The following is a 14313-nucleotide window of genomic DNA, read 5'->3' as shown; positions in this document are numbered from 1 at the left end:
CTCCCACCTTAGATTTCGCCGTCGCACCGGCCATGGGCGGGTAGTGCGCCCGGCCACAGCAGGGGCAGCCGTCGGCCACAGCCAGCGGCTGTAATCGGCCATGGCACGGGCTGCGATTGGCCAGAACATGGGTTGCGGCGTGGCACTGTGGGGGCTTCGGCCGGGAATCGTGGGGCTGCGGCCGGGCATGGTCCGGCTGCGGTCAAGTGCCTCAGGGGTCCGGTCAGGTGCGGGGACGTTCCAGGAGGCGGGACATGACGATGTTGCTGCGGGTGCGCCCGACCCGGGCGTTCTCGCGGATGCGCTCGACGGTGGCCTCGATCTCGGCCATGTCGGTGGCCATCACGTGGACTAACGCGTCGGCTTCCCCGGCGATCGTCCACACGCCCACCACCTGCGGGATGGGTTCGAGGCTGCGGCGTAGCTCGTTCGGAGAGATGTTGTCGCGGTAGAAGACTTCGACGTACGCCTCGGTGCGCCAGCCCAGCGCGGCCGGATTCACCACCGCGGTGAATCCGGTGATCTGCCCGCCCGCCACCATCTTGTCGACCCGGCGTTTGACCGCGGGCGCGGACAGGCCGATCACCGCGCCGATCTCCTGGAACGAGGCGCGGGCGTGGTCGAGCAGGTGGGCCAGGATCCGCCGGTCGAGATCGTCCACGAGCCGTTTCCTTTCGCAATCGTGCACTCGCACCGCTCTGACGCAACGAATCGCCGCTGAGTCCATGATCAACGCAATGATTCGCTATTTCCTGCGCAACGGTACGCCACATACCTTCGGTTCAGCCCGGTCCGCGCCACTTCCGAGGGAGTCTCGTTGACATCCGTAGCCACCCTGCCCGCCCGCGATGATGCCGCCCGTCGGCCGATACCCCGCCGCTATCTGATGTGCCGACCCGAGCACTTCGAGGTCACCTACGCCATCAATCCGTGGATGAATACCGCGGACCCCGTCGACCGCGCGCTCGCCCTCGCGCAATGGGACGGCCTGCGCGCCGCCTACGAGGCGCACGGCCACCGGGTCGAGGTCATCGAACCCGTTGCCGGACTGCCGGATATGGTGTTCGCCGCCAACGGCGGACTGGTCATCGGTGACCGAGCGCTCTCGGCCCGATTCGCCAATTCCGAACGCGCCCAAGAAGGTCCGGCCTATCACGACTGGATGGCCGCGCAAGGCTTCGCCGACGTGCTGGCCGCCCGCGAAACCAATGAGGGCGAAGGCGATTTCGCCATCGCCGGGGAGCGGATCCTGGCGGGCACCGGGTTCCGCAGTGCGCGCGGCGCGCACGAGGAGGTGGCCGAGTTCTTCGGAATGCCGGTCGTCTCACTGGATCTCGTCGATCCGCGCTTCTACCACCTCGATACCGCGCTCATGGTGCTCGACGACACCATCGCCTACTACCCGGCCGCCTTCAGCGGACCCAGCGCGCGGCTGCTCGCCAGCCTCTACCCGGACGCCGTCATCGCCACCGATGCGGACGCGGAAGTGCTGGGCCTCAACGGGGTCAGCGACGGCTACCACGTCTTCCTTACCGACAAGGCGACCGCGCTGGCCGGACAGCTGCGCGAGCGCGGCTACGAACCGGTCGGTATCGAACTGTCGGAGCTGCTGAAAGCCGGCGGCAGCGTGAAATGCTGCACGCTCGAATTGCACCAGGTCAGAACGGCAGTCGGGTCCGGAAAGGACTGACCGCCGGATCGTGCAGCGGATGCGCGAGGATCAGGAAGCGCAGGAGGAGGATCCCGCCGGTGATCTGGAGCAGCGCCAGCGGGATCTCGGCGAGCAGGGCGGTCCCCGTCGACACCCAGATATCGCCCGGCTCGGCGGTCACGATGTCGAACCAGGCATCGACGAGGAGCAGCAGGCCCGTGCCGAAGGCCGGGAGGATCAGTACGATTCGACGTTTCCAGCCCAGATAAGCGGTGGTCGCCATCATCAGGACCAGGCCGACGTCGAAGCCGATCCAGGCCAGCGACCAATTGCGCGCATGGTAGTCGTCGGGCAGCGTGAGACCGAGATAGACCATCCACGGAATCAAGGCGATACAGCCGCCGACCATGAACGCCAGGCGGACTCGTCGATGCACCCGGACCACCTCCGGACGTGGCAGCACCCGTTCCGGCGGCAGTTGCAGGCGGCGGATCAGTGCCCGGCGGTCCTCATCGGACATCGCCGCGATCTCCTCATCACTGAGCTTTGCGAACGTCATGGCCGCCTCCCGGATGTGAACTCGCCACCGCGATGTCGGCCACCGCGCTGGATAAACCCACTCTGCACCGAGTCGGGTGGTCAGCGCACCGGCAGTCGCCGGAATGTCGCGCGCTCGGGTTGATCGAGCCCGTCCTCATGAGTGCGGACGGGGTCGGATAGCCGGTCAGCACGATAACCGCCGCGCGTCGACGAGATGTCCCCGTGCCTCGGAGTCGCCGTCGACGGTGGAATCTGGTTTCCAGCCGCTGGCCGGAATGTCCATCGCCGCAACCTGGACCGTCACCGGTGCAGCCCCAACTCGACCAAGATCAAGGTGTACTCACTGCGGAAATTTGTCCGATTCCCCGCGCTGATTGCACCCTGATCTTGGTTTTGTTCGGGTGCATGGTTCGGGGGGCGGGCAACCGAGGGATGCGTCTGCGGTAGCGCGACGTGGTCCCGAGGTGGAGGGTGCACCGCGGTGGCCTCCCCTTCCCCCGTGTCGGGGTGGTCAGTCGGTGGGGATGACCCGGTAGCCGTCGGTGGTGGCGATGACGTCGGTGACCGCCCCCTTGGGGCGGCCGCAGCGGCGGTCGCAGCCGGACCAGTGCTGGCGGCCCGTCGCGACGATCTCTGCCGGGTCGAGGCCCTCACGGGCGAATTGCGGTGCGCCGGAGGGGACCACGCGGCCGGTGTCGACCGCCTCGGCGACGTCGGCGCGGACGTCGGTCAGTGACTTCGCGCAGCCGGGCATGCCCGCACAGGCGCTGACCAGCAGCCAGGGGGAGTTGGCGTCGAAGATCAGGCCCATGGGGGCGAGTACGCGGACTACCTGCTCGGCGGTCCAGTCGTCGAGGTCGGTGATCACCAGGCTGCGCCACGGGGTCAGGAAGACCGGGCGCTCGACGGCGGCGATGAATTCCGCGGTGCGGGCGGGCAGCGAGCCCAGGCGCACGCCTGCGCCGAGGGCCACCTTTTCGTCATCCTGGGTGAGCCAGCCGATCGGAATGTCCTGGCGCGGAGCCACTTCGAGGGGTTCGCCGGACGCGTCCAGGTCGTTGCGAGCGGTCAGGAGATGCTCGGTCAATCGGGTGGTGCCGTCCGGGATTTCGTGCAGCCGCCACTGGCCGTCGCGCAATTCCAGGAAGCCGTGGGCGGCGGCGAGCATGAGATCCACCACCTCGGCGGCGGGCACGCGGACGCCGGTATCCTTGCCCGCCAACAGGAGTGCGTAGGTGTTCGCGTCCAGGGCGTGCACGCCGATGTCGCCGCCGAGGCCGCTGACGTCGCCGCGGCCGTCGTCGAGGGTGAACAGCACGCGGCCGGGCAGTTCGGCCAGGCGTGGATGTGCGCGCAGGCCCTCATCCAGGGCGGGGACCAGGGGATGCACATCGGTCCAGCCGCCGAGCCGGCCCGAGAGGGGAGACGCGATGATGTTGCGGACCCGCTCGTGGGTGGCGCTGGGCAGCAGCCCGGCCTCGGTGAGTCGATCGGTGAGCGCGGCGGCGTCGCGGACCTGGCGTAGCTGAACGTTTCCGCGCGAGGTGAGTTCGATGTTGCCGTCGCCGAGGTCGACCGCCGCGGCGGCGAGGGACTGCAACTGTTCGGGGGAGAGGCGGCCGCCGGGTACGCGGATGCGGGCGAGGGGACCGTCGGCTGCTTCGTGCAGGCGCAGCACGCCCGGGCAGGAATCGGGATCGGATCGCGTCATGACGTCCCCAGCCTACGGAGGATGCCGAGGTCGGGCATGCGCGGGCCGTGAGTGCAGCGGAATGGCTTGTGTCCGATATCCAAATCTAGAGATATTGCAATCTATGCATTGATTGCGCGGGATGGTGGGAGACAAAAAGATTCCGGGGCATCGAGCCCCGGAATCTATTCGGCACAGGTTGTGGTGGGTTGGGTGAATTCTGATGGGTTGGGTGAATCCGCGAAGCGGTTGGTGATTCCGGCCAGGCCGGGGGTCAGCCTGCCTGGTGGGGTTCGATGGACTTCGGGGCGCCGCGGCGGCGGGCGAAGGCGGGGGACACCTCCCAGGTGTCGTTCATGAGGCTGGGGACATTGTGGTGTTCGACGTGGTCGCGGTGGATGGTGGTGGTCATGATCGTGATGCCGAAGAGGACGGTGGCGGCGCAGATGATGCCGGAGAGCATGGCCCACTGCGTATGACCGGAGCCGGCGGCCGTGAGGGCCATGGCCAGCGTTGCGAAGGCAACCAGTGCGCAAAAGTATCCCGACCAGGCAGCAAAGCGGTTCCGCCTGACCCATCCTGGAGTGGTTGGCATACCCGCAGCTTACGGGCGGACCGGTCGGTCTCCCAGGTTCTCGGACGAGCCTTTGCCGCACTGTGATCCGGGCGGGTTGCGGGGGCCTTGCGGCGGGCGCGATAGCATCGGCGAGCTCGTCGAACGGAAGAAACCGGTGCAATTCCGGTGCGGTCGCGCCACTGTGACAGTCAGACCTTCCGATGAGCGCCATACCGTGCTGGGCGCGTCACCCGAGGAAGGCCGAAACCTGTGATTCTGCTGCTGTCCACGTCCGATACCGATCTGCTGAGCGCGCGAGCCAGCGGCGGCGAGTATCGGCTCGCCAATCCCGCGCGCCTGCTGCCGGAGGATCTGACCGGCCTGCTCGACGGCGTCGAGCTGGTGATCGTGCGCATTCTCGGCGGCAAGCGCGCCTGGGAGACCGGGCTGGAGACGGTGCGCGCCAGCGGGATTCCGCTGGTCGCGCTCGGCGGCGAGATCGCGCCGGACGCCGAGCTCATGGAGTGCTCGACGGTGCCGGGCGGCGTGGCCGCCGACGCGCACAACTACCTGGCCGCGGGCGGGCCGCGAAACCTGCTGCAGCTACACAACTTCCTCTCCGACACGGTGCTGCTGACCGGGCACGGATTCGAGCCGCCGGTGGAGATGCCGAGCTGGGGTGAACTGGAACGGGATTCGCGGGCGGTCGCCGCCGACGCCCCGACCGTGGCGGTCGTCTACTACCGCGCCCAGCACCTGGCGGGGAACACCGGCTACATCGACGGGCTGTGCAAGGCGATCGAGGACAAGGGCGCACGCGCCCTGCCGCTGTACTGCGCCTCGCTGCGCACGGCCGAACCGGACCTGCTCGCCGCGCTGCGTACCGCCGACGCGCTGGTGGTCACCGTGCTGGCCGCCGGTGGCACCAAGCCCGCGACCGCCTCGGCCGGTGGCGACGACGAGGCGTGGGATGTGGGAGCGCTCGCGGACCTGGATGTGCCGATCCTGCAAGGACTCTGCCTGACCAGTGGCCGCGAGCAGTGGGAGGCCAATGACGACGGCCTCTCGCCGCTGGATGTGGCGACCCAGGTGGCGGTGCCGGAATTCGACGGCCGCATCATCACGGTGCCGTTCTCGTTCAAGGAGTTCGACGCCGACGGACTGTCGACCTATGTGCCCGACGCCGAGCGCGCGGCCCGGGTGGCGGGCATCGCGGTGCGGTACGCGCGGCTGCGCCATATTCCGGTCGAGCGCAAGAAGATCGCGATCATGCTGTCGGCGTACCCGACCAAGCATGCCCGCATCGGCAACGCGGTCGGTCTGGATACTCCTGCCAGTGCGATCCGGCTGCTCACCGAGATGCGTGCTGCCGGTTACGATCTCGGCGCGGAGGGGGAGATCCCCGGCCTGGAGCAGGGTGACGGCGACGCGCTGATCCACGCGCTGATCGCCGCGGGCGGCCAGGATCCGGACTGGTTGAGCGCCGAACAGCTGGAGGGCAACCCGATTCGTATCGGCGCGGACCTCTACCGGCGGTGGTTCGACACCCTGCCGGAGGATCTGCGTGACGGCGTTACCGAGGCGTGGGGCGCGGCCCCGGGCGAGCTCTACGTGGATCGCTCCTCCGATCCTGAAGGCGAAATCGTCATCGCCGCACTGCGTTTCGGCAATGTGGTGCTGATCGTGCAGCCGCCGCGCGGGTTCGGCGAGAACCCGGTCGCCATCTACCACGACCCGGATCTGCCGCCGAGTCACCACTATCTGGCCGCCTACCGCTGGCTGGCCGCACCCGAGGGCTTCGCCGCCGACGCGGTGGTGCACCTGGGCAAGCACGGCAACCTGGAGTGGCTGCCGGGCAAGACGCTCGGCATGTCGGCGTCCTGTGGCACCGATGCCGCGCTGGGTGATCTGCCGTTGATCTACCCGTTCCTGGTCAACGATCCGGGCGAGGGCACCCAGGCCAAGCGCCGCGCCCACGCCACCCTGGTCGACCATCTGATCCCGCCGATGGCGCGCGCCGAAACCTACGGCGACATCTCGCGATTGGAGCAGCTGCTCGACGAGCACGCCAATATCTCCGCGCTCGACCCGGCCAAGCTGCCCGCCATCCGCCAGCAGATCTGGACGCTCATGCGCGCGGCCAAGATGGACCACGATCTGGGCCTGGCCGAGCGGCCCGACGAGGACGTGTTCGACGACATGCTGCTGCACGTCGACGGCTGGCTGTGCGAGATCAAGGACGTGCAGATCCGCGACGGCCTGCACGTGCTGGGGCAGGCCCCGGCGGGGGAGGCCGAAGTCGATCTGGTGCTGGCCATGCTGCGTGCCCGGCAGCTGTGGGGCGGCGAGGTCAATGTGCCGGGACTGCGAGAAGCGCTGGGGCTCAGTGAGGCCGGGGACGAGTCGCGCGAGCGGGTCGACGCCTTCGAGAAGCTGGCCCGCGAACTGGTGCTGACCATGCAGGAGGTCGACTGGGATGTCGACTCCATCGACGCGGTCACCGAGACCATGCTCGGCGGGGAACTCGCCGAGGCCGCCGGACTCACCGACATCGCCGGCCCGCTGACCGAGGTGCGCCGGGTGCTGGGCTTCGCGGCCACCGAGGTGGTGCCGCGACTGCGGCAGACCGGCGTCGAGATCGCGCGAATCCTGCACGCGCTCAACGGCGGATTCATTCCGGCCGGGCCCAGCGGGTCGCCGCTGCGCGGGCTGATCAATGTGCTGCCGACCGGGCGGAATTTCTACTCCGTCGATCCCAAGGCGGTGCCGTCGCGGCTGGCCTGGGAAACCGGTCAGGCCATGGCGGATTCGCTGCTGGAGCGGTATCTGGCCGACCACGGCGAGTACCCGCGCTCGGTGGGTCTGTCGGTGTGGGGCACCTCGGCCATGCGGACCTCCGGCGACGATATCGCCGAGGTGTTCGCGCTGTTGGGTGTGCGGCCGGTGTGGGATGAGGCCAGTCGCCGCGTGACCCGGCTCGAGGCCATCGGTCTCGACGAGTTGGGCCGTCCGCGCATCGATGTCACCGTGCGCATCAGCGGCTTCTTCCGGGACGCTTTCCCGCACGTGCTGGCGCTGCTCGATGACGCCGTCCGCTTGGTCGCCGAGCTCGACGAACCCGCCGAATCCAACTATGTGCGCGCCCACGCGCAGGCCGACCTGGCTGAGCACGGTGACGAACGTCGTGCCACCACAAGGATTTTCGGCTCCAAGCCGGGTACTTACGGGGCGGGCCTGCTGCAGCTCATCGACTCCAAGAGCTGGCGCACCGACGACGATCTGGCCCAGGTGTACACCGCCTGGGGTGGTTTCGCCTACGGCCGCGATCTCGACGGCGCGCCCGCGGCCGACGATATGCGCACCGCCTACCGGCGAATCGCGGTGGCGGCCAAGAACACCGACACCCGCGAACACGACATCGCCGACTCCGACGACTATTTCCAGTACCACGGCGGCATGGTGGCCGCGGTGCGCGCGCTCACCGGCAAGAACCCCGAGGCCTATATCGGTGACAGCACCCGCCCGGACGCGGTGCGCACCCGCACGCTCTCCGAGGAGACCACCCGGGTGTTCCGGGCGCGCGTGATCAACCCGCGCTGGCTCGAGGCCATGCGCCGGCACGGCTACAAGGGCGCGTTCGAAATGGCCGCCACCGTGGACTATTTGTTCGGCTACGACGCCACCACCAATGTGGTGGCGGACTGGATGTACGAAAAGCTCGCCGAGTCCTATGTTTTCGACGAGACCAATCGGAAGTTCATGGAGCAGTCGAATCCGTGGGCGCTGCACGGTATTGCGGAGCGTTTGCTGGAGGCGGCGGAGCGGAAACTCTGGGAAGCGCCCGAAGCCGAAACCCTGGATCGGCTGCGGCAGGTGTATCTGGAGACCGAAGGCGAACTGGAGTAATCGAATTCGACCGGTCCACCGGGTGGTGGCGGCGTGTCGGGGTGACGCGCAGGACAAAGGCGGACAACCCCGGCACCTGGGTCTTCCCTGTTCAGGATTCTGAGAGCATCATAAGAATGTCCCGGCGTCGTACTCGGGGAGACCATCACAGGTTTTTACGGCGCGGGGTCACCCGTGAACGTCCGATGACGTTATCGGGACCGATAATTCGATGTGGGAATTCCCCGATTCGCCGTGCCCTCGCGTCCGCGAATTCGAGTTGCAGTGTTCGGGCGGATCTCTCGGGATTCGCCTGCTCGACCCTGCGGTGAATCGGCTCTTCGATGGCAGGGAAAAATCATGAGAATTGCCAAGATTGCCGCTACCGCTTTACTTTCCGTCGCCGCGTTGTGCATCGCCTCGGTGACCGCACACGGTGAACCCGCCGTCGCGCAACCGGGGATCAACGGGGTGGATCGGGGTGTCGACTACTCCGTCGCGTTGGCCCCCGACCGCTCCGCGGTCACCACCACGCTCACGGCGGGACACTTCGAACTCGCACCCGGCGCGGTGAACATCATCGCGCCCTCCGGCGAGGTCATCGCCTCGCTACCGCTCACCTATCAAGCCGCCGACCGCACACTGACCGTCGTCCCGGAGGTGAACGCGGCCGCCACCGAACTGACGGTGCGACCGTCGAATCCGGCCGATATCGCCGCACCCAACGGTGATGTCGCGGCGCTGCAGAATGTGGCCAATGCCGGGTCGATCGTGGCCGGTGCGCTCATCGGCTGCATCGTCGGCATCGTGATCGGGATCTGGTTCTTCCTGGTCGGCGCGATCATCGGCTGCGGTGTCGGCGGCCTGCTCGGTGCGATCATCGCAGGAGATCAGCCCTAGGCCCGATTCGTCCCAAACCCGATAGTGGGCACGACCGCCGCCGGACCGGTCCCCGTCGGTTCGGCGGCTGGGTCGTGCGTGAAAACTGTTATGCGGGAGTGATTTCGATGCCGATGGTGCCGCTGTCGCCGCGCCGGAGCTTACTGCCGAGGAGGACCAGCCAACCTTGAATTCCGTAGCGGCGCTTGATCAGATCTCGCACCCGCGCGCTGCCGGGAGCGTCGAGGATCTGCGCCGAACCCTTCAGCACCTCGCCGCGAGTGTTGCCTCGGACATCGCACGGTTGCACCGTGACTTGCGGATTGCGCCGGATGCGCTTGACCTTCCAGCTGTCGGTGACCGTCCAGACATAGAGTTTGGCACCGTCGAGGACCGCCCACACCGGCGTCCCGACCGGCGTCCCGTCCTTCTTGAAGGTGGTCAGCTGTACATAGTTCGCCTTGCCCAATGGCTCGAACGTGTTGTCCACGTGCGCAGCCTAGTCGCTGTGCGGGCGCGACGTGGATCACGCGCCGAGCCATAGGCGCGTACCCCCTCTCGATCGCTAGCTTGGATTTCGAACCCGATCGGCGAGGAGGAACGATGGTGGCAGTTTCGATTCCGGTGCTCTGGGGCGGGAATCTCCCCGAGACCTTGGACTTCTACCGCACCCTGGGCTACCAGGTCACCAGTGAGATGACCCGGCCCTATACCTATGGAGTGGTCGAACGCGACGGCTTCGAGTTGCACTTCGGGCCGACCCCGAAGGACCTGCCGTCCGCCGAGGAAGCCCACGTCTGCTGCCTGGTGCTGGTCGACGAGGTCGAGGGCTGGCACACCGAGTTCAAGACCGCGCTGCGCGCCCGCTACGGCCGGATCCCGGACAAGGGCGCGCCGCGCATCACGCGATTCCGGCCCGGCCAGACCCGCTTCACCGTGGTCGACCCGGTCGGCAACACCATCATCTATATCCAGCGAGACGAACCCGATGTCGAATACGGCGGCTCGAAACAGCTCGAGGGCCTGGCCCGCGTGCTCGACAACGCCCGCATCCTCAGCGTGATGAAGAGTGACGACAAGGCGGCGGTCCGGGCGCTCGAGACCGGTCTGCGGCGGTTCGGTGCCGACGCGTCCGCCGAAGACAAAGCTCGCGCCCTGGCTATGCTCGCCGAGTTATCCGCTGCGGCAGGCGATTCCGGCGAAGCCTGACCCGGGTCAGGCGGGGTTCGCGCCCACCATCCGGAGGGCGAGGACGGCGTAGTCCGCGCCGATCTGGTCGGGGGTGCGGCGGTAGTCGGGCTGGTACCAGCGCGAGGTGTCCACGCACAGCGACATCAGGGCGAGGGTGATGGCGTGGGAGTCCGGGACGTCGAAGACACCGTCGGCGACGCCCTGGGCGACCAGGTCGCGGACCAGGCGGTGGATGGCGATCTGGAGTTCGATGACCTCGTTGCGGTGCTCGGCGGTGAGGTCGGTGAGGTGGTGCAGCACGACCTTCACCGAGGCGGCGTGCTCGGCGTGCCACACGGTCAGATCACGGACCACGGCGGTCAGATGCTCGGCGGCGCTGCCCGAACCGGCCGCCGCGGCGGTGGCCACCTGGTGGGTCAGGCGCATCGACGACAGCGAAATGCGGTAGAGCACTTCCTCTTTGGAACCGAAGTGCACATACAGCCCGGCGGGGCTGAGCCCGGCGCGGGCGGCGATATCGCGCGTGGTGGTGGCGTGGAAGCCGCGCTCGGAGAAGGCGTCGATGGCGGCGAGGAAGATCCGGCGCTGGCCTTCGGGAAAGCGGCGCTGGGACAGCTCGAGATGCGCCACCGAGGCGGTGTCGCGGCTGCCGCTTTCGGCGTTCGGCGCTACGTCGTCGTTACCCATCGAATGAGTATCTCCCAGTGAGTATTTCATCCGGTCACCGGCTGTGTATCCGGTCCGGCCACCGGCCGGGCGCGAGGGACGCCCGGCCGGTGCGAGGAGCGCCGGATCCGCTGTTGGCGCGGGGGATCCGGCGCGGGTCGGGGGTCAGTTGGCGGGCTTGGCCGGGGGCAGCGGGGCGTTGATCGTGGAGTAGTACTGGATCGCCGCGCCGATCGCGACGGGGATGGTCACCAGTAGCGCGCCACCGACGGTGCCGAGCGCGGACATGGCCGCCGCACCCGCGAGGCAGCCGACCGCGGCCGCGGGCAGGAACGAGAAGATGCCGCCGATGATGCCGGTGGCCAGGGTCGCACCGCCGCCGGCGATGATGCCGCCCGCCAGGCAACCGATGGCCGCGCCGCCGACCGCGCCGGTCGCGGTGCCCAGCGCGCCGCCGGTGAGGATGGTGCTGGTCAGTTTCTGCCAGGCCAGGGCCTCGCGCTGCGAACCGTCGTCGAGGGCGACGGCCTGGGCCACCGGCTGGTAGACCGCGTGCGCGACGTCGAACTGCGGGGTCAGGGTGGCGGTGTGGTCGGCGATGTCCGCGGTGATCGGGAAGACGAAATCGTCCACGCGGAACGACAACTGGGTCCCGGCGAGCAGGCTGCCGTCGGCGCCCTCGATCTTGAAGACACCGTTGTCGACGCGCATCGAGCCCGCGTCGGTGTGGATCACCGCGGTGCCGTCCTGGGTCGCGCCCGCGGTGAAGTGCACGGGCGCGGCGTCGGCGGGGGCGGCGTGGGCGGTACCGCAGCCGAGCACGGCGGAGCCGATCAGCAGGGCGGAGGTGGCGGCGATCTTCATCAGCGTTCCTTCACGAGCAGGCACCTGGCCGGACCAGGTGGACAGCAGAGCCGGTCGGGATTCCGTCGGAGTGGACGTGGTCCCGGTCACAGGTAAACTAAGCGGGCGCTTAGTTCGCGGCGAGACGTTAGCTGGATCACAGCGGTGTGGTCAAGCCCACATTGCTAAGCGGCCGCTCACCGAGGGGATCGATGACGAGAAACCGGCGCGAAGACGCGCTCGAGAGCCGGAACCGAGGGCAGTACTCGGTTCCGGGAGAACTGCGAACGCGTCAGGAGGCGCGGGTCAGCACCAGCGGCTCGGTGTCGGTGATGGCGACGGTGTGCTCGGAATGGGCCGTGCGCGAACCGTCGGCCGCACGCAGGGTCCAGCCGTCCGGATCGGTGACGATGCGGTCGGTGCCGCGGGCGAACCAGGGCTCGATGGCGATGGTCAGACCCGGACGCAACCAGAAACCGCGCCCGGCACGGCCCTGATTGGGGATGTGCGGGTCCTCGTGCATGGTCCGGCCCAGGCCGTGGCCGCCGAACTCGGTATTGATCGGGTACCCGCCCGCCTCGGCCACCGCCGCGATGGCAGCCGAGAGATCGCCGATGGTGTTGCCGGGCCGAGCCACGGCGATGGCCGCCGCGAGGGCGTCCTCGGTGGCGCGGACCAGACGCGTGTCCTCGGGATCGGGGGTGCCGACGATGACGGTGACGGCCGAATCGGCGACCCAGCCGTCGATGCTCACGGCCAGGTCCATGGTCAGCACGTCGCCGTCGCGCAGGGCGTAGTCGAACGGAAGTCCGTGCAGCACGGCGTCATTGACCGACAGGCAGACGGTGTTGCGGAACGGGCCGCGCCCGAAGGAAGGGGAGTAGTCCCAGTAGCAGGAGACCGCGCCGCGCTCGCGGATGCGTTCACGCACCACGGCCTCCAGTTCGAGGAGGTTCACCCCGATCTGGGCCTTCGTGCGCAGTTCGCTCAGCACCTCGGCGACGAAACGCCCGGTCACCGCCATGCGCTGGATTTCCGCCGGGCTCTTGAGCTCGACCATGACAACCTCCTGGATTGGTATTTTTATACCGACCATAGCGGGTTGCGGTATTTAAATACCAACCGTAGGGTGGCGGTCATGGTCCGACTGCCCCTCACGCCCGCTCAGCTCGAGGCGGGCCGCCGCCTGGGTTCCGCGTTGCGTGCCGCCCGCGGGCAGCGCGATCTGCTGGAAGTGGCTGCCGCCGCGGGTATTTCGCCCGAGACCCTGCGCAAGATCGAATCCGGTCGGCTGCCGACGCCCGCCTTCGGGACCGTGGTGGCGCTCAGCCGAGCCCTCGACATCCCCCTCGACGAGCTCGCCGACATCTGGCAGCCCAGCGCCGCGGAGCATCGCTCGGCATCGTGAGGCGCGGCAGGTCCGGTGTGCCGCGTGCTCGGTTCAGTCGACCGTGAGCTCGATCGGCACCGCGATCACATCCACCATCGCGCCGTTGCGCAGCACCGTCACCGGTAGTGAGCGGCCGATGGCGTCGGCGAACAACTGCCGCTGAATGCCCTGCGCGTCACGGATCTCGGTGGCGGAAATGCTGAGCACCAGATCCCCGCGCCGCAATCCCGCCCGCTCGGCCGGACCCCCGCGTACCACCTCGACGATGCGCAGTCCCGCGTCCTGACCGGTGCGGGCGGCCACCGCCGTCGGTAGCGGCGCGGGCACCCCGACCACCCCCAGATAGGCACGGCGCACGCGGCCCTCGGTGAGCAGGGTGCTGATGATGCGCCGCGTGGTGTCATTGATCGGGATGGCCAGACCCAGCCCGATGCCGGCGACCGCGGTATTGATCCCCACCACCCGGCCGGCTGAATCCGCCAGTGCTCCACCGGAATTGCCGGGGTTGAGGGCGGCGTCGGTCTGGATCACGTTCTCGACCATGCGGGCGGCACGGCGATTGCCCACCGGCACCGATCGGCCCAGCGCGCTCACCACCCCGGCCGTCACCGATCCGGCCAGTCCGAGCGGGGAGCCGACCGCGACCACCAGCTGGCCCACCACCAGGCGGTCGGCATCGCCGAGTTCGACCGCCGGTGGCGCGCCGCCGCGGGCCCGCAGCACGGCCAGATCCGAGAGCGGATCCACGCCCACCACATCGAATTTCGATTCCAGCCCGTCGGCGAACACCACGGTCCCGCTCGAGGATTCGCCCACCACGTGCGCGTTGGTGAGCAGGAAACCGTCGTCGGTGAACACCACGGCCGAGCCGCCGCCGCGACGGGTCTGCACGCTGGCCACATGCGGGGTGACCGTTTTGGCGACCGCGATCACGGTGCGCGAGTAGGAGTCCAGTGCGTCGGCGTCGGGTGTCCCGAAGCCGGGCTGCGCAGCTTCGTCGTCCACGACGACCACCATCCCGA

Annotated in this window: 14 protein-coding genes; 5 read left to right on the top strand and 9 right to left on the bottom strand. The window is 68.4% G+C overall.

The annotated features are described in order from the left end of the window. Nucleotides 1-223 precede the first annotated feature (223 nt). The gene (locus ACFXHA_RS03105) at nt 224-661 is read right to left on the bottom strand and encodes an Lrp/AsnC family transcriptional regulator (RefSeq protein ID WP_379352350.1); all 438 of its coding nucleotides are present in this window, start codon (nt 659-661) and stop codon (nt 224-226) included. Nucleotides 662-817: 156 nt separating this feature from the next. Between ACFXHA_RS03105 and ddaH the strand changes: the two genes are divergently transcribed. Then, a complete protein-coding gene (gene ddaH, locus ACFXHA_RS03100) occupies nt 818-1690 on the top strand; it encodes a dimethylargininase (RefSeq protein WP_379352349.1) in 873 nt (290 codons plus the stop codon). Here the strand turns inward: ddaH and ACFXHA_RS03095 are convergent. The 3 genes from ACFXHA_RS03095 to ACFXHA_RS03085 form a co-directional block, all read right to left on the bottom strand. Next, nucleotides 1659-2210: a hypothetical protein gene (locus ACFXHA_RS03095; protein WP_379352348.1), complete on the bottom strand. Its 552-nt coding sequence runs from the start codon at nt 2208-2210 to the stop codon at nt 1659-1661. The genes ddaH and ACFXHA_RS03095 overlap by 32 nt on opposite strands. Before the next feature lie 492 nt (nt 2211-2702). Beyond that, complete coding sequence (gene cobG, locus ACFXHA_RS03090) at nt 2703-3902, bottom strand: precorrin-3B synthase (RefSeq protein WP_379352347.1); 1200 nt, start codon at nt 3900-3902, stop codon at nt 2703-2705. Between the two features lie 253 nt (nt 3903-4155). Continuing rightward, complete coding sequence (locus ACFXHA_RS03085) at nt 4156-4386, bottom strand: hypothetical protein (protein ID WP_379352346.1); 231 nt, start codon at nt 4384-4386, stop codon at nt 4156-4158. Between the two features lie 321 nt (nt 4387-4707). Here ACFXHA_RS03085 and cobN point away from each other — a divergent pair, with 321 nt between their 5' ends. Next, a complete protein-coding gene (cobN, locus tag ACFXHA_RS03080) occupies nt 4708-8343 on the top strand; it encodes a cobaltochelatase subunit CobN (RefSeq protein ID WP_379352345.1) in 3636 nt (1211 codons plus the stop codon). Between the two features lie 339 nt (nt 8344-8682). Continuing rightward, a complete protein-coding gene (locus ACFXHA_RS03075; RefSeq protein ID WP_379352344.1) occupies nt 8683-9222 on the top strand; it encodes a hypothetical protein in 540 nt (179 codons plus the stop codon). Nucleotides 9223-9310: 88 nt separating this feature from the next. On the opposite strand, the gene ACFXHA_RS03070 is transcribed toward ACFXHA_RS03075, so the two are convergent. Then, complete coding sequence (locus ACFXHA_RS03070) at nt 9311-9691, bottom strand: PPOX class F420-dependent oxidoreductase (protein ID WP_379352343.1); 381 nt, start codon at nt 9689-9691, stop codon at nt 9311-9313. A gap of 113 nt (nt 9692-9804) precedes the next feature. Between ACFXHA_RS03070 and ACFXHA_RS03065 the strand changes: the two genes are divergently transcribed. Continuing rightward, entirely contained in the window at nt 9805-10410 is a 606-nt protein-coding gene (locus ACFXHA_RS03065; RefSeq protein WP_379352342.1) for a glyoxalase, read from the top strand. A gap of 6 nt (nt 10411-10416) precedes the next feature. On the opposite strand, the gene ACFXHA_RS03060 is transcribed toward ACFXHA_RS03065, so the two are convergent. The 3 genes from ACFXHA_RS03060 to map all read right to left on the bottom strand — a co-directional run bounded on the left by ACFXHA_RS03060 (nt 10417) and on the right by map (nt 12961). Next, nucleotides 10417-11079, bottom strand: coding sequence for a TetR/AcrR family transcriptional regulator (locus ACFXHA_RS03060; protein ID WP_379352341.1), 663 nt, complete (start codon nt 11077-11079; stop codon nt 10417-10419). Nucleotides 11080-11223: 144 nt separating this feature from the next. Continuing rightward, nucleotides 11224-11922, bottom strand: coding sequence for a hypothetical protein (locus ACFXHA_RS03055; RefSeq protein ID WP_379352340.1), 699 nt, complete (start codon nt 11920-11922; stop codon nt 11224-11226). A 271-nt stretch (nt 11923-12193) separates the two neighbouring features. Continuing rightward, entirely contained in the window at nt 12194-12961 is a 768-nt protein-coding gene (map, locus tag ACFXHA_RS03050; protein WP_379352339.1) for a type I methionyl aminopeptidase, read from the bottom strand. Between the two features lie 78 nt (nt 12962-13039). Between map and ACFXHA_RS03045 the strand changes: the two genes are divergently transcribed. Further along, on the top strand, nt 13040-13309 hold the full coding sequence (locus tag ACFXHA_RS03045; RefSeq protein WP_379352338.1) for a helix-turn-helix transcriptional regulator: 270 nt from the start codon (nt 13040-13042) through the stop codon (nt 13307-13309). Nucleotides 13310-13342: 33 nt separating this feature from the next. Here the strand turns inward: ACFXHA_RS03045 and ACFXHA_RS03040 are convergent, their stop codons facing one another. Continuing rightward, nucleotides 13343-14308: a S1C family serine protease gene (locus ACFXHA_RS03040; RefSeq protein WP_379352337.1), complete on the bottom strand. Its 966-nt coding sequence runs from the start codon at nt 14306-14308 to the stop codon at nt 13343-13345. Nucleotides 14309-14313 lie beyond the last annotated feature (5 nt).

The sequence above is a fragment of the Nocardia sp. NPDC059240 genome, from assembly GCF_042753865.1.
Classification (GTDB): Bacteria; Actinomycetota; Actinomycetes; order Mycobacteriales; family Mycobacteriaceae; genus Nocardia.
The sequence above is the reverse complement of the archived record's forward strand: the minus strand, read 5'-3'. Positions and strand labels throughout refer to the sequence as shown.